This is a genomic window from Enterobacter sp. SA197 (assembly GCF_054131575.1).
The window spans coordinates 1,288,342-1,306,743 of record NZ_CP096393.1; the positions used below are offsets into that span (position 1 = coordinate 1,288,342).

At 47.4% G+C, this 18,402-nt stretch carries 16 protein-coding genes; 8 read left to right on the forward strand and 8 right to left on the reverse strand.

The window, feature by feature from the left end; translation table 11 throughout:
* The first annotated feature begins 334 nt into the window (after window positions 1-334).
* Complete coding sequence (locus M1D91_RS05810; protein WP_437433742.1) at window positions 335-619, forward strand: hypothetical protein; 285 nt, start codon at window positions 335-337, stop codon at window positions 617-619.
* Between the two features lie 233 nt (window positions 620-852).
* Here the strand turns inward: M1D91_RS05810 and M1D91_RS05815 are convergent, their stop codons facing one another.
* On the reverse strand, window positions 853-1,743 hold the full coding sequence (locus M1D91_RS05815) for an oxidoreductase (protein WP_437433741.1): 891 nt from the start codon (window positions 1,741-1,743) through the stop codon (window positions 853-855).
* 525 nt (window positions 1,744-2,268) lie between these two features.
* Between M1D91_RS05815 and M1D91_RS05820 the strand changes: the two genes are divergently transcribed.
* Entirely contained in the window at window positions 2,269-2,526 is a 258-nt protein-coding gene (locus M1D91_RS05820) for a hypothetical protein (protein WP_437433740.1), read from the forward strand.
* 600 nt (window positions 2,527-3,126) lie between these two features.
* Here the strand turns inward: M1D91_RS05820 and cspE are convergent.
* The 6 genes from cspE to M1D91_RS05850 all read right to left on the reverse strand — a co-directional run bounded on the left by cspE (window position 3,127) and on the right by M1D91_RS05850 (window position 7,734).
* Complete coding sequence (gene cspE / locus M1D91_RS05825; protein ID WP_437433739.1) at window positions 3,127-3,339, reverse strand: transcription antiterminator/RNA stability regulator CspE; 213 nt, start codon at window positions 3,337-3,339, stop codon at window positions 3,127-3,129.
* Window positions 3,340-3,691: 352 nt separating this feature from the next.
* Complete coding sequence (gene cspF, locus M1D91_RS05830; RefSeq protein WP_437433738.1) at window positions 3,692-3,904, reverse strand: cold shock-like protein CspF; 213 nt, start codon at window positions 3,902-3,904, stop codon at window positions 3,692-3,694.
* 197 nt (window positions 3,905-4,101) lie between these two features.
* The gene (locus M1D91_RS05835) at window positions 4,102-4,266 is read right to left on the reverse strand and encodes a YnfU family zinc-binding protein (protein WP_437433737.1); all 165 of its coding nucleotides are present in this window, start codon (window positions 4,264-4,266) and stop codon (window positions 4,102-4,104) included.
* A 958-nt stretch (window positions 4,267-5,224) separates the two neighbouring features.
* The gene (locus tag M1D91_RS05840; RefSeq protein ID WP_437433736.1) at window positions 5,225-5,629 is read right to left on the reverse strand and encodes an H-NS family histone-like protein; all 405 of its coding nucleotides are present in this window, start codon (window positions 5,627-5,629) and stop codon (window positions 5,225-5,227) included.
* 674 nt (window positions 5,630-6,303) lie between these two features.
* Entirely contained in the window at window positions 6,304-6,525 is a 222-nt protein-coding gene (locus M1D91_RS05845; protein WP_437433735.1) for a hypothetical protein, read from the reverse strand.
* Window positions 6,526-7,047: 522 nt separating this feature from the next.
* Window positions 7,048-7,734: a DUF2076 domain-containing protein gene (locus M1D91_RS05850; RefSeq protein WP_437433734.1), complete on the reverse strand. Its 687-nt coding sequence runs from the start codon at window positions 7,732-7,734 to the stop codon at window positions 7,048-7,050.
* A gap of 319 nt (window positions 7,735-8,053) precedes the next feature.
* On the opposite strand from M1D91_RS05850, the gene M1D91_RS05855 reads away from it, so the two are divergent.
* Window positions 8,054-9,499, forward strand: coding sequence for an MFS transporter (locus tag M1D91_RS05855; protein WP_437433733.1), 1,446 nt, complete (start codon window positions 8,054-8,056; stop codon window positions 9,497-9,499).
* Window positions 9,500-9,811: 312 nt separating this feature from the next.
* Complete coding sequence (locus tag M1D91_RS05860; protein WP_437433732.1) at window positions 9,812-11,119, forward strand: sensor domain-containing diguanylate cyclase; 1,308 nt, start codon at window positions 9,812-9,814, stop codon at window positions 11,117-11,119.
* Window positions 11,120-11,394: 275 nt separating this feature from the next.
* On the opposite strand, the gene M1D91_RS05865 is transcribed toward M1D91_RS05860, so the two are convergent.
* On the reverse strand, window positions 11,395-11,844 hold the full coding sequence (locus tag M1D91_RS05865) for a winged helix-turn-helix domain-containing protein (RefSeq protein WP_437433731.1): 450 nt from the start codon (window positions 11,842-11,844) through the stop codon (window positions 11,395-11,397).
* A gap of 544 nt (window positions 11,845-12,388) precedes the next feature.
* Between M1D91_RS05865 and M1D91_RS05870 the strand changes: the two genes are divergently transcribed.
* The 4 genes from M1D91_RS05870 (at window position 12,389) to M1D91_RS05885 (ending at window position 18,391) form a co-directional block, all read left to right on the forward strand.
* Complete coding sequence (locus M1D91_RS05870) at window positions 12,389-13,318, forward strand: fimbrial protein (RefSeq protein WP_457976074.1); 930 nt, start codon at window positions 12,389-12,391, stop codon at window positions 13,316-13,318.
* A gap of 44 nt (window positions 13,319-13,362) precedes the next feature.
* The gene (locus M1D91_RS05875) at window positions 13,363-14,082 is read left to right on the forward strand and encodes a fimbria/pilus periplasmic chaperone (RefSeq protein WP_437433729.1); all 720 of its coding nucleotides are present in this window, start codon (window positions 13,363-13,365) and stop codon (window positions 14,080-14,082) included.
* Between the two features lie 60 nt (window positions 14,083-14,142).
* Window positions 14,143-16,803, forward strand: a complete 2,661-nt coding sequence (locus M1D91_RS05880; RefSeq protein ID WP_437433728.1) for a fimbria/pilus outer membrane usher protein — start codon at window positions 14,143-14,145, stop codon at window positions 16,801-16,803.
* Window positions 16,804-17,449: 646 nt separating this feature from the next.
* Window positions 17,450-18,391, forward strand: a complete 942-nt coding sequence (locus M1D91_RS05885; protein ID WP_437433727.1) for a hypothetical protein — start codon at window positions 17,450-17,452, stop codon at window positions 18,389-18,391.
* Window positions 18,392-18,402: the final 11 nt, after the last annotated feature.

The window sequence follows — 18,402 nt, forward strand, 5'->3', positions numbered from 1 at the left end:
CCAGATTGTTGTCGGGTGTCCATGACCGATAACCCCTTGCATTCTCAGATGATAAACACCGGAATCACGCTTTGCACAGTGTTCGCATACTTTTGCACTATAACGAAAAAATTAAATCAGCCAGCTTTCCTGGAAAAGTAAACTTAAATTAAATTATTTTGGTGCATGTAAAAAATAACATTCATGTCGCAAACAGATAATAAAGGCCTGGTTATTGAAATCAAGCAAAAACGGCAGTATTTTTTAATTGCTTATACATCAATTCAGAACCGCAATAATGCAGGGCTGATTATGAGCAAACCTTAATTTTACCTTAAGAAATTAGGTCGCCACCATGATTTTTAAGCGTAGTGTGAGCCCCGAAGATTTAATTTTAATGCAAACGGTAAAGGAATTGCTGCTGGAAGAAAATCTTACTCATAGCGAGCTAATAAATAGCATCGTCAGTAAAATGCAGGTGTCATTAAATGAAGAACACCGTAAAACCTGCTCATCCTTGATCCGTGACATCTGGATATCTCAGGCGTTCAACGCAGAAAAGGAATCCAGTAAGGGTTCTCTATCCGGGAATAACAGGCTTGTAAACATAAAGCGTGGAGCCTTCAACCCGAAACAATGAATACAACCGGGAGCAAGGTAGCTTCTTATATATCATTTAACTTAAGGTGCAGAGTTATAGGGCAGGTAATGTCGCTTGCCCTTTTTTATGAAATACCTGGCTGTATGCCTGCTTAATAACAGCGTATAAGTGCATCACACTCCGCCGCTGGCAACACCTGGCGCGTAAAATCTGAGCTGTTTCTTTGCTTTTACGCAGGAGTGTTGTTTGCGGTCGCGGTTTTGCTGGCGTGATTAGCCAGGCCCCTCACTTCCCGCTGCCAGCAGCGGAACCAGCACATCGCTAACCGGAACTGGAATGCCATGAGCATGACCGTAGCGTTGTATCACGCCGTTACGGATATCCCATTCCATCGGGCGATTAGCCTGCCGGTCGGCCAGAATCGAGGTGCCTAAATCGGCGGGGGCGCGTTGAAAACCCTCTATGATCTCCTCCACGATACGATCATCCAGTACCGCCCCTTCTGCGCGAGCTACCGCCAGACACTCATGCAGATAAGCGTGGGCAAGCGTGCTGACGTCCTCGCGGGAAAACATACCGGCACGGCGATTTGCCAGAACCATCAGGCCGGCTACCGCATTTTGTAAAAGCTTGCGCCAGGCCACAGAACAAAAATCGTCGGACAGCTCAACGCTGCATGAGGTGCCGCTCAGGGCCTCTGTCACCCGTTTTGCCTGCGGAACATTCGGTAACGTCAGACGCGGTTTAGCGCGTAGCCAGACCGATGCATCAGGTTCACGCTGAGCCGGAAACCAGACCACCGACGGCAGTACCGTTGCGCCATTGACCAACCCTGCAAGTTGAGCTTTTTGTTCAACACCATTTTGCAAAGCGCAGACCACCGTATTTTCATCGCATAAAACGCACAGCCACCTGGCAGTGTCGGCGTTCTGAGTCGTTTTTACCGCCACGAAAACCAGGCTCATGGGGTGTTTGATGGTTGCGGGATCGGTTAACACCGGACCGGGAACAACAATTTCGCCTTCATCATGACGCAAGACTAATGTTGAATGCGCGGAGCGTCCGCAAAGTAGCGGCGTCCGGCCTGCTTCATGCAGTACCGCCGCGATAGTGGTCCCTATCGCACCCGGTCCAATCAGCGCAGTGGCTGGAAAGTCTGACATTGAACCTTCTCCTGATCTGCTATGCCATGGTCAAACAAGAGATGAACCACTGGCAGATGCCCGGCAGAGGGCGTTTGTAATGTGGCCTCTGTTGCGTATAACCCGTTTCAACTTTTTCAGGCGTAAGTAAGGCTAACCATATCTGAAAGTGTAGGGGAGAATGACAGCCTTAACGCTCTGTCAGAGCATATTTTATCTTTTAATAGCAGGAGCACGGCGTGGGGGATTTTATTTTCGGATCAAAAATGCCCAGAACGTAACGTCGCAGGGGAGGGGTAATAATGCATAAGCACGATTGAAAACGTAGCGGCAGAGACGCCAGTGGGTGACTCTTTTTAACGTTATGGAACTCTTTTTTTGCAGTTTCAGGACCAGGTCTGATTAACCGGTATTAAAACAAGCTATCCGCATGATAATGGCGTATGCTTAGGTTTAATGTAACCAATCAACCTTAACCGTGAATATTATCTAATTTCATTCGTATATTCATGGCGAATTGCACTTTAGTCCACATGATTATGCCTGATGATGAATTCTCATTTACTCCTTGGGTTGTTAAGAATATATCTTAAACAAGGGGTTGGCGTGAAAAATGAGAATGTAATAATTGGCGAAGCGATAGAGTTCCTGCTCAGTACACGCCCACGCGAAGAATTTAGTAGGGAAGCATTAATTGAGCATTTGAAACGTCAGTACGCCCAAAAATATGAATCCAGCGCATCGTTAGAAGAAATTGAACTTTATGAGCGGGCGCTTAAGTCGGTTATGTTTACAAAAAAATGAATGGCACGTCGAAAATAAGGCAAGGATTTTATTTTTACGACGTTATTATGTCAGCTTTCAACTATTACCTTTTTATAGAAGAAAGATTGCTAGTCATAGAGTCTGGCAAAAACATCCGCTTCGCTATAACCTACCTGATGTCGTGAAAAACCATAATCTGAGAAAGATGAGCGTCGTCTGGAATGCAGGATCTTATAGATAAACGGGTACCACAGGCCGAGCATAGCGCGCCATGTGGGGTATCTTTGTCTGCACTGAAGGTAGTAAAAATAAATTTCTTACAGTTACAGACCGGACATGTAAATTTAATGTTAGGAATAAATTTCTCCTCGCTGTTGCGTTATCACTCATTGTATCACTTCGCTTTTTGCTTAAAGGATATATCGAAGGAAAAATATACCACTGACATCCATAAATTTTGTCAGCTCTGGCAAAGACACCCTGGCAGGACGACGATCATGAGCACGGGTAAAAATGCATTGTCAGCGTTAAGGTATTAAAAAACCCGCAATAAGCGGGCTTTATGATTATCAGCAGAGCGTAATAAGGGGGCCTTAGACAGGACCGGTTTTTCACCTCTACACGATAACAGGGTCTTGCTTACAGCGCGGTAACGTTAGCCGCTGCCGGGCCTTTTGCACCATTTTCAATGGTGAAAGAAACCTGCTGACCTTCATCCAGAGTTTTAAAGCTATCACTTTGAATAGCAGAGAAATGTACGAATACATCTTTGCTGCCATCGTTAGGGGTGATGAAGCCAAAACCTTTATCGGAGTTAAACCATTTTACTAAACCAGTCATTTTATTAGACATAGATACTTCCTTAGTTGATGAGCCACGCGAGGCGGCGATGATGGCCTGTAATAAAAGAGTTACTTACTTGGCGCTTAGGAGAAGGCTCACGAAGAAGAGTATCTTTGGATAACACTTGAACTGAGGACTGCTTTACTAAAACTGCGTTCATAAGGTCTGTATTCCAAACCGGTAACGTCATTAAGGCACAGTAATTTTTATTTAGCAATGTTTAACTTTTTTTATTTTAACCGCTCACACGCCCGGATGGCTAAATGTCTGTCGGTTTCTCGCGGTGCGCTTAACATCCGCTTTGTCTATGCTTTTAAGTTTTTACTTAACCTTACGAAAAAACGTCTGGATGCAGTGACTGTTATGAGAGGTATATATTTGCCGCTACCGGTCCGCTAAGACCATTGATGCGGCAAAACTCAACGCGAATGCCTGGCAGGAGTTGTTCTGATTCACTGGTATTGAAAGCTGAAATATGCAGAAGAACGTCTTTTCGACCATCTGATGGGGTGATGAGCCCTTTACCACTGAGGCTGTCAAAGCTTTTGACAATGCCTGTCATTTTACGAGACAACGATGTTCCTTTTATGTAAACCCGGAACAACTATACGCTAAAATTAATACATTGCTACTCTTTAGCTTTTTATAAGCCAGGTCGCCTGACCAGTTGCCGAAAAAATTTGTTCGATCGGTCACGAAAGAGAGTGAACAACATTGCCAGATGAGTCGATTACTGAATCATTCATCTTTACACCTGGCATGAACGTTCTGTCAGAAACGTGGGGCAGATTTAAATAATTTATTGCAGTATGGGCAGACAAGCTGGGCACCTTTCTGAACCCGGCTGAAGCTATGTTCAGAATCTTTGGCACAGTTAGGGCACGGGCATTTTACTAAATGGTTACGGCGGGTTAATGCGTCTTTACGTCCGGACATAGGCAACTCCTGATATGAGGGGGGCCTACCATACACGTTTAATCAGGCTACTGCTTAGATTTATTAACCTCTGGGTCATATTTAAAAATGCAAGACCTTTCGCCAGGCATGTGTCATTGGCCCAGCGTCGCCTGGTATATAAACAGCCACGTCGTTTTGTTCTGGCGGATTTTCTACCAGCCACGTAACTCGGGGTTGATGCCGTGCAAGGGCAATATACCTTTTCTTAAAACCGGTGAAGGTCGATTGCCGCTACTGGTAAGCAAGGTCAAATTCTTACGGCAGCAGCCACTCTTTTAGAAGAACGATCTTCATAGCCGATAACCGAAGCCTGCATTCAGAAATGTTGACGGCTACTGACTGAAAATCAATGAGGCGTTTTTACGCTCAGGGAGTATAACTGGCGGCAGTGGAGGCGAGTAACCGAGGTGTGATGCTTATAAACAGCAATCTGCGGTAATTGCGACCAATCAGACCTGGTTGTTGCCTTGAATAACGTACCTGCCAGGCCTTAAGAAGAAGATAACCTGCCATGTTTCTTTAAAACTGATAACCCTGATAAAATTGTGCCCTACGAGAGTACTGAATGTCCCACGCGCCGAACATCCAACCTGATTTAAAACATATGTTCAGATGAAAATAGATTCAGCGTAAAACTATGTAGTTTCTGGGGGACGAAAAATCCTTTTCCTCGATCCACCTGTAATAACCACAGGAAGGGGCAGAATAATTATTCAGGAAACATCCTAATTTCAGGTAAACGGTGCGGTGATGAACTGACCTTGCAGATCGTGAGAAGGTAAACAGCACGTCAAAGTGATCGAGAATATCAGGACATATTCTGAAGTAATGTATGGTCAAAGCGAGAGAAAGGCGTCTGGCAAAGGGAAATGATCGTAAAGCGAAGAGGGTGTAAGAAAGAGAAGTGGGGAGAAAAAAACGCTCCCCACTAAAAAAATCAGATTGCGAAATCTTCGAGCTTTTTGCCTTGTTTAATCGCGGCAGTAATTGCTTTTGGCGTACGACCCTGGCCTGTCCAGGTTTTCTCGCTGCCATCTTCATCAATATACTTATATTTAGCCGGACGCGGCTCACGCACTGACTTACGCTTGGTAGTGGTGGTTTTCAGAGAAGAAAGAAGTTCAGTTGGATCAATACCTTCTTCCAGCAATTTCTGACGGAACGCAGCCAGTTTTGCTTCTTTCTCTTCAAGTTCGCGCTTCTGTGAAGATTCTTCTTCACGACGCTCTTCAACAATAACAACCAGTTTTTCTAGCATCTCTTCGAGAGATTCAAGAGAAACTTCGCGAGATTGCGCGCGAAGGGTACGAATGTTGTTAAGGTTTTTTAGTGCTTCTGACATCACATTACTCCTTGTCCTGGAAATTAAAATCTAACAAAACAATTTTTAGTTATTATTGAGTAAAAATCAATACCACAATAGAGAGTAATTCCGCTATACCGCATTATTTTTTTACTCATGCTCAGTTTTTAGCATCACGATATATTTTTTGCAGAGCGATATCCGAGTGCAGAGGTATAAATATGATACCGCGCTCCATAAAAGCGCAGCCTGATGCTTATATCCTGCAATTTCGTAGGTCTTTTCCGTCATTATGTGAGCGAGCGAGAAATTTTTTGTGCCTCAGGCTAAAAAATTTTGCGTTTTTGGGTGCTATTTTTATTGGTGCGTTGTGGGTGATGATACGCCTTGCGCATGTGCAGGCAAGAAAGGCGGCGTTGTGCACGCTACCTTCGCCGCTTCGCTATGGCGGAATAATGATACATTTTTTTCCAAAGCTGAAGATTGCCATCTGGCGACGTTACGTCGTGCGTAAGGTGAAACACATTGCAGAGTAAAAGTGTTTTGCACGTTAAGGCCAAACGGAGTTTTCGTTGTAACATCGGTTTCTTTGTAAACACAAGACTGCATGTTATTTATGCAGTCTGTTTTTGGCGCGAGAAAAGGCGTTACGCTGTGTGAATGACGGTAGCGGAAATGAGAATAATGAATAACGGGCAAATGATTGACTGGATTTATAACTTAGATTTGCGCTGTTTCCAGATTGCGATGGCGTCATTGATGTTGTGGGTGACGATATCGCCTACTTTTTCGTCATTCAGGTAAACGTCATAGTGGTCCTGATTGAACCTGAAGACAATTATTTCCCCCTGATAACGGACCCGTTTCTCCTTGACCGTAATGCCTCGGCTGCGCATAGCGATTTTTGCGATGGGGTCTACTTTCCTGTCTTTCATGTGGTGATCGATGAGCCTCTTATTATCATGTGTCGTATCCGGGCTGGCGCGCAGGCGTCATGATATTAATTTTATATGCCCGGCGAGAAAAGACCATTAATGTAAAAAGAGTATGGCAAAGAAAAATAGTGCCTGCTGATGTAAATCTTAAGGCTTTCTTAATCGAGACGTGTTCTCTGCATTCCGTCTTGAGGGGAGCTTTTTCAGGTTCTCAGGGCAGGAAATTAATCGCGAAGTAATGGCTGAGAATTATTCTGATTCTCATTTCGTAAAGTACGCTATCCCTCCAGCATTTATCAGGCGCAGAGGGAATATCCTGGTAGCGAAGCATTGCAATTACGCTCTCTTTAATCAATAACGCAGAGACTCACCACCAGGAATAAAAATAACCTTTAACCCGGTCAAAATAATCACTGCACCGGTGAGCGACGCTCATCGCCGGATATCACTAACAGGTTTTACCCGGCATGAAGTTAAGCCCCCATCCGGCGAGGGACAGGGGAAGATGAGGGCGAAAGACGATCAGATAAACCCATCGTCGTCGTTACTGGTATCAAAATCATCGTCACTGCTTTGATCAAAGAAGGGGTCTCGGGTGTCCTCACTGAGGCCGTCCACGCGGTTATCCGAAGCTTGCAGGAAACTGTCCTGACTGGGGTCGCCCCAGGAGTGATCGCGTGTGAAATCCGCTTCCGGTGTTACCGGGGGTTCAATGATATTCACTATCTCTTCCGGCTGAGCGTGATGAAACATACTGGTCAGCATATCGGCCAGCACAACCCCGCCCGCGACCCCGGCCGCCGTTTGCAGTGCACCAGACATAAACCCGCCCGCACGAGAGGGCGCAGCCGGTGGCAACTGTGTGCCGGAAGCGGAGTATGGTGGTGGTGTGCCGGTGTTGCCCTGCTGGGCCTGGGGCTGGGTTTTCCCGCCACCAAACAGGCTACTGAGAAAACTGCCGCCAGCAGGTTGTTGCGTTTTAAGCGTGGCGACCTCGTTTTGTAATGCCTGTACCTGGTCATGCAGCCGCGTTAATGCAGCCTCCTGAATAAGGATCGACTGAGCCATGTAATACGCGGCGGCGGGTTGTTGCCTTACATATGCTTCAATTATCCGTTCGGCTTGTGCATCCCTTGCACCGCTTTGCTGCTCCGCTTGTTTCAGACGCTGAAAAAGCCCCTCGATAAGCCGTTGTTCTTCGTGTTGCATAGCGAAAACCTCAAATGCAGGGAAGGTGATGAGCGCCGCTTGCGCTCACCGGATAAGGTAGATGTTAGCTTATGGTTAATAAGGGAAGAACAAACGGAACATCAACAAGGCGTAAAGCGTGTCGGGAGGAGGATGTCGTTAACTGAACATTGCGAGTGAGAGCGTGCTGCAGTAAGTGGAATGAAAATTTGCATCATTTCAAAACGAGGCCTTTCTTTAGCGAAAGTCATTATCGTGCTAACCATTTTTTGGTATAACAACTTTTTCATCCTGTCAGACCTTTGCATCGGCAAAAGGTTATTTATGCTAAGGGCACATTATGGCCTCGTCTGATACCGCTCAGGCAGAAACCGCTCGGGAAGGGGCAAAAGATCCCAAACGAATTTCCGGCGTGGCGCTACTGGTTGCCAGCGCATTTTTTATGGAGTTTCTTGACGGGACGGTCATTGCCACCGCCCTGCCGGACATGGCGAAAGCCTTCGGCGTCTCCGCCATCGATCTGAATATAGGCATCAGCGCCTATTTACTGACGCTGGCTATGCTGATTCCCGCGAGCGGCTGGATCGCCGAGCGCTTTGGTGCCCGCACCATCTTCAGTCTTGCAGTTGGAATTTTCACCCTGGCTTCGCTGCTATGTGGACTGACCCACAGCGTGACGGAATTTGTGTTGATGCGCATTTTTCAGGGGGTAGGCGGGGCAATGATGGTGCCGGTCGGGCGACTTGTGGTACTGCGCACTACACCAAAAAACCAACTGATTAAAGCCATTGCGACCCTGACCTGGCCGGCGCTGGTGGCCCCGATTATTGGTCCGCCACTGGGTGGTTTTATTACCACCTATGCCAGCTGGCACTGGATCTTTTTCCTGAATGTCCCGCTTGGGATCGTGGCTATCATTCTGGCACTGCGCATGATGCCTGGTCTTGCGGAGGAGGAAAAACGTCCGTTCGATGTTCAGGGATTCTTCGCTACCGGTATCACGATGTTGTGCCTGGTCGCGGGGCTTGAGATGTTCAGTCAGCAGCATGTCAGCCTGTGGCAGGCGGCGGCAACGCTGGCGGCTGGACTGATGGCCCTGGTCTGGAGCTTACGCCATCTCCGCCGCGCGCGCGCGCCGCTCGTTAGTCTGACGGCGCTGGCGGTTCCCTCTTTTCGCATTACCATGCGTGGCGGATTCATACTGCGCGCCACGATCAGTTCAGCCCCCTTTATGCTGCCGCTCATGTTCCAGGTAGGTTTCGGGATGAACGCTTTCGAAGCCGGTGCGCTGGTGCTGGCCGTGTTTGCCGGAAACCTCGCCATGAAGCCCGCTACCACGCCGCTGATTCGCCGTTTTGGTTTCAGACGGCTGCTGATTGGCAATGGGGTCGTCTGCGTGTTGTCTCTCTTCTTATGTGCTTTTCTGGCACCCGACTCGCCGCAACTGCTCACTCTGACGCTGCTGTTTATCGGTGGGCTGAGTCGCTCAATGCAGTTTACAGGGATAAGTTCCCTGGCCTTTGCCGAGGTGCCACCCGGCGAGATGAGCTCGGCTAATACCCTGTTTAGTACCTCGCTACAACTGGCCAGCGGATTAGGGGTTACGCTGGGCGCGCTCAGTATCCGGGCCGGGGGGTTGCTTACCGACTGGCTGGGTTATGAAGATATTCAGGGGATGGCATTCAAACTTGGGTTTGTGATTATTGCGCTTATCACGGCCATTGGTTTGTACGATATGACCCGTCTTAACGCCGATGCGGGCAGTACGGTTTCCCAAAAAGGCTGAGCAGTGAAGGGGCTGAAACAGGGCCCGCTTAAACAACGGTTAGCGAGGAGCGTACTGGCACTTATGAACACTGCTCATTAATTCATGTTTTGTTGCATTTTGCCGGTTTTAAGTCGCAACGCGGACGAACACGGTATTTACAGAGCGAAAGGCCGTTTCGGTTTTGTCTTAATTGCCATTATTGTAATGAATAAGTAAAACACTTACATTAATCGCATCCATGATGGGTGCGTTGTCATGCAGTAATATTGCAGGTGGAAAATCCCGCCTGGCCCGGCTGACCGGGTGGAGAAAGGCAAGCGGATCATAACAATGAACGATAAAAATAAGCAGGTGATCCTGCAAGACGACGACATTCATCATCTGTATGCACTGCTGAATGACAATTCAGATTGGGTGTGGGAAGTCGACGCCCAGGGACGCTATACCTGGTCTTCAGAAGTGGTCACCGACTTGCTTGGTTATCCTCCCGATGAGGTGATTGGCAAAACGCCGTTTGACTTTATGCCGCCAGGTGAAGCAGAACGCGTTGCGCGGACTTTTCTGGAAATTGTGGCGGAAAAAAGGGCATTCTCGGGACTGGTCAATCGAAACAGACGCGCGGACGGGCGCGTTGTCGTCCTGGAAACCAGTGGTATTCCCTTATTTGATGATAAGGGGGAGCTTCGCGGTTACCGGGGCGTGGATCGTAATATTTCGAATCTGGGGGAGCGAGTTCTCCAGCTTGAAACCATCTATGACACCACGCCAGTGGCGCTCTGCATGATAGACAGATACGGGTATCTTGTGATGTCTAACAAAGCAATGGCGCGTCTGCTGCACAATAATACTGACGAGCTTCTTCAACGGCACTTTTCAGAGTTGATGCCTGAATTCTGGCACCTTTTCGAAGAAGATTTTGCGCTGGCCGATATGGGAGAGTCCATTCCCGGCCGCGAAATCATCTGGCACGATCGTTGTTATGATACGCAGTCCGTTGCTGTCACCGACGCGAGTAGTAATGTGGTCGGACTGTCGGTTACCTGGGTGGATATCACCGCGCGGCGTCAGGCAGAACAGAAACTGGCCGGAGCCAATCAGGTTTTGCAGCGTCACGCGCAACACGATCACCTGACCGGATTATTTAACCGGCGCTACATGGATGAGTGCCTGCTTAACGAGATTGCCCGTTCCAGTGAGCTACAGTACCCGCTCTCCATATGTCTGGTGGATATCGATTTCTTTAAGCTATTTAACGATAGCCAGGGGCATCAGGCCGGGGATGAGTGTTTGCAAACGGTTGCCCGCTCCCTGGTGTCATCTCTGCTTCACAGAGATGACAATGTCAGTCGTTATGGGGGGGAGGAGTTTCTCGTCATCCTTCCCGATACGAATAAAGCCGCTGCACTGACGGTTGCAGAGCGTCTTCGTGCGCAGATAAATGCGCTCAAGCTGCCGCACTACTCGAGCCCGCTGGGGTTTCTGACTATCAGCATCGGGATAGCCACGTTAGATTGCAGCAATAAATTGCCCCATGACACGCCACAGCACATGATTGCCAGTACATTGATAAACCGCGCGGACAATGCCCTCTATGCCGCAAAAAAACAGGGGCGTAACCGGGTTGTCGTGGCAGATTAACCCAGAACAGCGTACGCGCGCTCATCGTAAAAAATGCCCCTTCTGAAAGAAAATCCATCCCTTCAGAAGGGGAGACCAGCTGGCCATTCGTTACATAAGCCTATCCAAAGTAGTGAGCTGGTTTTCAAAATCCCAGCTGTATCACTATTTTTCATGAATAAATGGAATGGACTCATTACCCTTATGAACAAATAAAAGCGGGGTAACGCCTGGCATTAATACTTATCGCTATGTAATTTATGATGAAATAAAACCTGGGTGAACGCTATTTCAACTCATGATGCGAGCGACGGTTGAGTTTTCGTTATGAATTTTGCACGGTTTTTTTCGACATCTTCACTCTGTTGACGGTTCTCACAATAAAGCGCGGTGACGATATCTGCCTTGATTTGGTAGCCCCGATTATCTACCCGAATAATAAAGTCGTCTTCAATACCTATCATGCTTAGGGTCAGTTTAAGATCCTGCATGACCTGCCACAACCGCGGTGCCGATGAGCGCAGACCGTGTTTGTCCCAGACCTGGGACATCAGCCTCTGGGTGGTGATAACACCTTTACCGCCATGTGCCAGTAAAAACATCAGCAAACGCAATTTTGTATCACGCAGGGGGATGCGGTCTCGTTTACCTGGACGACTGCGGCCGCTGACATTAATAAGATGTTTATGAATAAGATCCAGTTGGATATCCTGACCGATAATATATCCAAATAATGTTTTGTTCATTATTCATTTCCTTTATATATGTAACTGCATCTGGTCACGAAGTGAACATAAAGAAGCGGTAGTATACGAATTAAGTACATGCGGGAAAATATAAGAAATACGTCAGTTTATTAACGTGCTATTCATGTTGGCTGGTATGTATTATTTAAAGTTATCAGTCGAGCCCGTTAAAGCGCTATATATATTTCAGGGAAATGTGTTTCTCCAGGTCTGGCATCGCTATTGTGGCGACATGTGTTTTTTCTTTACGTAAATTTAAATAAAAGTAAGAAAGACTCGTTTGTAACTCATTGTTTTACAGTTAATTAATATTAGTTCTATTTAAAAAACGTGAAAAAGCTGAAAAATTTTCTTGAAAACTGTTGATGAAGAGATTGATTTAAAGCAATAAAAGAGCATACGAGAAATTTTTAATTCTACATGTATTTAATGTTTTGGATTTATCGTCTGGTTTCTTGCGGTTTTTATAGTGAAACATTTTTAGGGTTTGATGGATTATGTGTGTATCACATTTAAAGATAAATTTGTGCCCGAGAAGATGGCGATGCATAAGAAATCTCTTACTGGTTCCGACCTGTCTGTCGCTGCAAGTGTTATGACTGCACTGCCATCTTTATCTGCTTACTCATTAAGCAAATGGACGTTTGCAATTTTTATCTCAATTATGGGACATCACAATATGAAAAAGCTTCTGATTGCATCATCTGTGCTGGCTGCACTGGCAATGGGCGCGGCACATGCAGGTACCGAAACCACCAACGGCGGTACCATTGAATTTATCGGTGAAATCACCGACAGCACCTGTTTGGTCTCTGTTGCAAACACTGATAACGCTTCAGGCCCGGCGCGCACCAATAATACCGTTATTCTGCCTACCGTACCGACATCGCAACTGGCGGCTGCAAGCGACACTGCAGGGCGTAAGGGCTTTACGTTGTTAGTGGGCAGCAACCCTTTTAACAGCACAACGTGCAATCTGGGTAAAATCAGTGAACGAGATGTAAATGACGTGCCGACAGGTAACGTCATTAACATCACTAAGGTGCGTGCGATTTTCGGTGGGCCGCTTGGTGCTGGCAGCATCAATAACTCCGTCAACCCTACCACGGGATATGATTCAGCCTATTACAATAACGTTAATACAACGTCCGGTAATTTGCTGAACATTGCTGACATGGTTAACACCGGTGCCAATTCCACTGACCGTACCTGGCCAGCGACGACGGGTGCGAATGCTTACCCGAGTGCAACCAATGTTGAATTGCAACTGCTCGATAGCAACCTTGCCCCAATTAAAGTAGGGGATACAGCATCGCAAAAAGCCTCATCTTTGTTTACCTCCTTTGGTAACACGGCTCCAGCTAAACCTAGTACCCAGGTTGGGTTGCAATATTATGTTCAGTATATCGCCACTGGTACAGCTACTCCCGGTATGGTGCGTGGTTTCGTAAGTTACGATCTGGATTATCAATAATACAAAATGGGGCAGCAATGCCCCTTTTTCCAACAGGAGCATTTATGGGATTGCGTCATTGTATTAAATGCGCTGTGGTAGCCCTGGTTGCCTTAATTACCTGCGGAGTACACCTGGCGCAGGCGAGTGTTGTATTAAGCGGTACGCGCGTGATTTATCACGGCAAGAAAAAAGAAGTAACGGTCACGGTTACCAACAATAATGCTTCCCCAGTATTAATTCAAAACTGGATGGATGCCGGCAAAGAAAAAGCCATACCAGGGAAGATTGCGGTTCCGTTTGTATTAACGCCGCCAATTAACCGTGTGGATGCAGGTAAAGCACAGACATTACGTATTACCTACTTAGGTTCTCCACCGCTGCCCCAGGATAAAGAGTCCGTCTTCTGGATTAATGTGCTGGAAGTACCGGCAAAAGCTAAAGGCATTAAAGCCGATCAGAGTCGGCTCAATATCGCCTTTCGTTCACGTATTAAGATGTTTTACCGTCCGGAAGGGTTAAAAGGCAACGCGTTTCAGGCAATTAGCCAGCTTAAGTGGAATGTCGCCAGTGACGGTGGTGTGGATGTGACTAACCCGACGCCCTATTTCGTCTCATTGCAGGTTTTACAATATGGCAAGGAAATTTTGGAAGGAAAAATGATTGGGCCGGGAGAGGCTCAGCATTACAAATTCCAAAATGCGAAAGTAACGGATTTAAATAAATTAAATTACCACGCTATTAATGATTACGGTGCGCTCACTGAAGCCAAAGCACAAAAATAAATAATATCAATACCTCTGCGCTTTGCGGTTAATGGATTAACGGATTTCTGGAGTGGTCTTATGGATTTGTCTAACGCCAGATGTAAAATATCGCCATTTCGTGGCCGGTTGTCACCTGTGGCGTTGTCATTATTAATGGCCTTCCCGGTATGGGGGGAGGAAATAGCCAGTAAAGACGTGGAAGAGATTGCAGCCGCAAACCCGGATGAATATTCGCGTAATGTGGTCGAATTTGAAGACGATCTGTTACGCATGATGGGTCACAATAAAGTGGACCTTGATCGCTTTGCCTACGGTTCCAGCGCTTCGCCGGGAAAATACCGCATCAGCGTATACCTCAACGACATGCCAATTGTGAACAGCGAAGAAGTGGAGTTTAAAGAGGGAGCAGACAAACGTGTCTATCCTTGTTTAAGCCCGAAACTGGTTCGCCTTATCAATTTAAAAGAAGATCGTCTTGAGACCGAAGCTCGTGAAACCATCGAAGCGGCACATGAATGTACCGATCTTGAAAAACTGATCCCCCAGGCTAAAGTGGACTTCGATAGCGGCGAGCAACGTCTGGATATTACCCTTCCTCAGGCAATGGTCAGTCGCGCTATGCGCGGCGCGGTGAGTCCGGAACTATGGGAAAGTGGTATACCTGCACTTACCCTCGGTTATTATGTCAACGGTTATGATTCCAGCTACAGCGGCGGCTATGACTCCCGTTCGATGTTCGCGTCCATGAACGCGGGCCTCAACGTGGGTGCCTGGCAGTTACGCCACAACGGCTCCTATAACTGGGACAAAGATCAGGGCGGAGAATACATTGTAACCAATACGTATGTGCAGCGAGATATTGCACTGCTGCGCAGCCAGTTTATTGCCGGGGAAAATAATACCACCGGTCAGATATTCAGCTCCCTGCCTTTTACAGGTGCTCGTATCAGCAGCGATCCACGTATGTTGCCGGATGTGCAGCGCGGTTACGCCCCGGAAATTCGCGGTGTCGCCAAAACCAACGCCAAAGTGACAGTTCGCCAGCTGGGCAACATTATTTACGAAACTACCGTGACCCCGGGTGCGTTTGTTATTGATGACCTCTATCCCGCAGGGTACGGTGGGGACCTCGAAGTCACTGTTACTGAAGCTGATGGCAGCGTACAGCAGTACAGTATGGCTTATGCTTCTGTGGCCCAGTTATTGCGACCTGGCGTACATGAGTACAGCTTTACCGCGGGTAAACTTCGTAATACCGGCCTCGACGATGAACCGATGTTCTATGAAGCAACCTATCAACGTGGCCTGAGTAACCTTTTTACTGGCTATGGTGGCATTCAATACAGTAAAAATTACCAGTCGGCCCAGCTTGGAACAGCACTGGGGACAGGGTTTGGTGCGCTGAGCGCAGACGTAACCTTCTCCAGTAGCGATGTTGGAGAAAAAGGCGGCGGCACGCTTAAAGGCCAGAGCTATCGCATCAGTTATAGTAAGCTTATTAACGAAACCGACAGTAATATCACCCTTGCTGCGTACCGTTTTTCCAGTAAAAACTACATGGAATTCCTTACTGCCCTACAGACGCGCAATAACGTTAAACAGGGCTACAGCGTGGACAGCGTCTGGCGCTCTAAAAATCGCTTTAATATCAGTCTTAATCAGGGATTGCCGAAGGGCTGGGGTAATATTTACCTCAGCGCATCGACGGAGAATTATTGGAACAGTAAACAGGGCTATAACACCTATTACCAGATGGGCTACTCCAACAATCTCTGGCGTCTGAACTACAGTATCAGCGCCGGGCGCAGTAAGGCAGCCAACGGGCACGAGCAAACAAACTGGTATTTTGGCGTATCCATGCCGTTGTGGGATGGCTATGAAACACGTGCTCCCTATCTGAGCCTGCGTTATAACGAAAATAGTGACGGCGGCAGAAGTGAACAGGCCATGCTGTCCGGGGTGTTGGGTGAAGGTAATAAATACAGCTACAACATGACCGCAAGCCATGATAATTACAGCGGGTCATCAGGTAGTATTGGGGCAGGCTGGCAGGGCAGTGTTGCAACATTAAACGGCAGCTTCAGTAAAGGTAGAGATTACAGGAGCAGCTCGCTCAGTCTGAGCGGTGCCGCTGTAGCCCACTCAGGCGGTGTTACTCTCTCTCCCTTTAACAGTGATACCTTTGCGCTGATTGAAGCCAAAGGCGCGAAAGGGGCGAAAGTAGCGGGTTATGCCGGAGCTGAAGTCGACAACTTTGGTTATGCGCTTTATCCATCACTGGTGCCATATAGCATAAATACCGTAGGCATCGACCCGGAAGGTTCTTCGCTGGATGTGGAGTTTGAAAATACTTCGCAAAATGTGGTTCCACGCGCCGGGGCAGTGGTCAAAGTGAAATTTGAGACTCACCGGGGGACCGCGGTTCTGATTCGTTCCATGTTCGGCGGTGAACCCGTTCCCTTTGGTGCAGAAGTCTTCGACGAAAAAAATGCTAACGTAGGTACTGTTACTCAGGGGGGCTTGATCTACGCCCGCGTTGAAGAAGATAAAGGTACGCTGACGGTTAAATGGGGCGAAGAGATGCACAATCGCTGTCAGGTCAGTTATGTGCTTGCGCCTGAGCCAAAAGACAAAGAAATGCAGGGCTTGCCGCAGCAGTTCACTATGCCGTGTCAGACTTACCAGTCACCAGGACGTGTTTCAACGCCTGGCGGTGCGCTGGCAGCAGCGACACCTTAATTATCCTCCTCTTCTCTCTTGTCATATTTTTGGCGGTAATTTCGATTACCGCCTTTTTTACATCTTAAAATAAGAAAGGTTAATGGCTCTCTTTGGGTTTAACGGGTTATATTTACTCGTTTACTTTTCTTATGCATTATGTTTTCCATATTTCTCGTGTGAAATAATAATCTCTAAATAATATGATTGCTGAATGAATATCGAGAATATCCTGAGGTTTTTTTTAAGGCAAAAGGAGAATGTTTCGTTTTTTTAATGTTCTTATTCGGAGCTAGTGGAGGCTTGTTACTATTAGATAAAAAAGATAACATCCAAAGGTCTTTGCTAAGATTTTGGCTATTCATTAAGAGTGCTGACGGCTATGAGGGAATACATAAGGGAAATAATTAATTGCAGGCTTATCTCTGTTCCTCTTAAAGAAATGGTATTTATAATATTTCTTTGTTTGAGTTATGGCGCGAAATTAGATGCAAAAGAAGTTTTCTGCACATCAGGAAATAGTCCGTCCCCGGTTAATTTTGAAATTTCCCCAGCTAAAGTCACTGTTAGCTCTCATGTCGCCAATTACACCGAGCTTTATCTAATACAAATGAACCTCTCCAGCGGCGTTGCTGCCCGCTGCAAAACCACTCCAGCCGGGGGAAACATGGCTGTTGGGGCTTCATTAGACAATGTTCCTGGGCCGGGCGACACCTCGCATGCCGGGTATGTTATTTACCCTACTAACATCAGCGGTATTGGTATTTCCGTCAATAGTCAGGATGCTGCCGGAACACCACCGATCCCCGTCTGGCCGGACGTATTAGTAGTGAACACGGTAATGGCTAATGGCATGAATCGTATCTTCAGTCAAAATGTCGCTATCCGGTTGTGGAAAATACCTGGCGATATTTCTGTCGGCACGTCACCTTTCGCAGTGACTGGACCAATGATTCTGCAGGGTATTATGCCCGCAGCAGCGGGGGATACTCTGGATCCGGCAATGATGACCGCCGACCGTGCGCTTAGTTCGACATTCTGGACTTTAAGTTCGCGTAATCTTGTTGGCAGCGCCAACTATTACGTGGGCACCTGCAACCTGAGCGACAACAATCAAACGGTGTTATTAGGTAAGCATCTTAATTTCGAGCGCTACTCAGCATGGAAGGATGCAAGTTTTAGTATTGAATGCCCGTCCCCTGCATATGGTTACGGTGGCGTTAACGGTACAACGGCAAACAAAAGAAATAAGCCACCCTCCATTAACATCACTCCCTATAATGCGGAGATTACGCATGATGATTTGGGGAATACGCTCAGTAGTACAATAGCCCTTGATGCAGGTGGGGCTCAGGGCTATGGCGTTCAACTTGCCTGGGGCGATTATTCCACTCAGGCGGCGGGAGTAAATCCGGCCCAACCGGTGCCATTTAATACCCGGGTTTCTGTTGCCTCTCTGGTGGCCGGTTATCCCACACTCATTTCCCCGCTGGGTTCCACCGCCAAACCTGCCACCATCAAAATGGCCGCTCGCTTTATCCAGACCGAAGCAGTGCCGCAGCCGGGTCCGGCCAGGGCGGCCGTCGAGGTCATTGTTAATTACGAATAACGCAGCAGGGG

Bases quoted from the DNA above. Each gene is read 5' to 3' on its own strand.
- M1D91_RS05845 (WP_437433735.1), bottom strand. From the start codon at position 6,525: ATGAAAGACAGGAAAGTAGACCCCATCGCAAAAATCGCTATGCGCAGC.
- M1D91_RS05840 (WP_437433736.1), bottom strand. From the start codon at position 5,629: ATGTCAGAAGCACTAAAAAACCTTAACAACATTCGTACCCTTCGCGCG.
- M1D91_RS05820 (WP_437433740.1), top strand. From the start codon at position 2,269: ATGATGAATTCTCATTTACTCCTTGGGTTGTTAAGAATATATCTTAAA.
- M1D91_RS05885 (WP_437433727.1), top strand. From the start codon at position 17,450: ATGGCTGTTGGGGCTTCATTAGACAATGTTCCTGGGCCGGGCGACACC.
- M1D91_RS05865 (WP_437433731.1), bottom strand. From the start codon at position 11,844: ATGAACAAAACATTATTTGGATATATTATCGGTCAGGATATCCAACTG.
- cspE (WP_437433739.1), bottom strand. From the start codon at position 3,339: ATGTCTAATAAAATGACTGGTTTAGTAAAATGGTTTAACTCCGATAAA.
- M1D91_RS05850 (WP_437433734.1), bottom strand. From the start codon at position 7,734: ATGCAACACGAAGAACAACGGCTTATCGAGGGGCTTTTTCAGCGTCTG.
- M1D91_RS05875 (WP_437433729.1), top strand. From the start codon at position 13,363: ATGGGATTGCGTCATTGTATTAAATGCGCTGTGGTAGCCCTGGTTGCC.
- M1D91_RS05880 (WP_437433728.1), top strand. From the start codon at position 14,143: ATGGATTTGTCTAACGCCAGATGTAAAATATCGCCATTTCGTGGCCGG.
- M1D91_RS05860 (WP_437433732.1), top strand. From the start codon at position 9,812: ATGAACGATAAAAATAAGCAGGTGATCCTGCAAGACGACGACATTCAT.
- M1D91_RS05815 (WP_437433741.1), bottom strand. From the start codon at position 1,743: ATGTCAGACTTTCCAGCCACTGCGCTGATTGGACCGGGTGCGATAGGG.
- M1D91_RS05855 (WP_437433733.1), top strand. From the start codon at position 8,054: ATGGCCTCGTCTGATACCGCTCAGGCAGAAACCGCTCGGGAAGGGGCA.
- M1D91_RS05810 (WP_437433742.1), top strand. From the start codon at position 335: ATGATTTTTAAGCGTAGTGTGAGCCCCGAAGATTTAATTTTAATGCAA.
- M1D91_RS05835 (WP_437433737.1), bottom strand. From the start codon at position 4,266: ATGTCCGGACGTAAAGACGCATTAACCCGCCGTAACCATTTAGTAAAA.
- M1D91_RS05870 (WP_457976074.1), top strand. From the start codon at position 12,389: ATGCATAAGAAATCTCTTACTGGTTCCGACCTGTCTGTCGCTGCAAGT.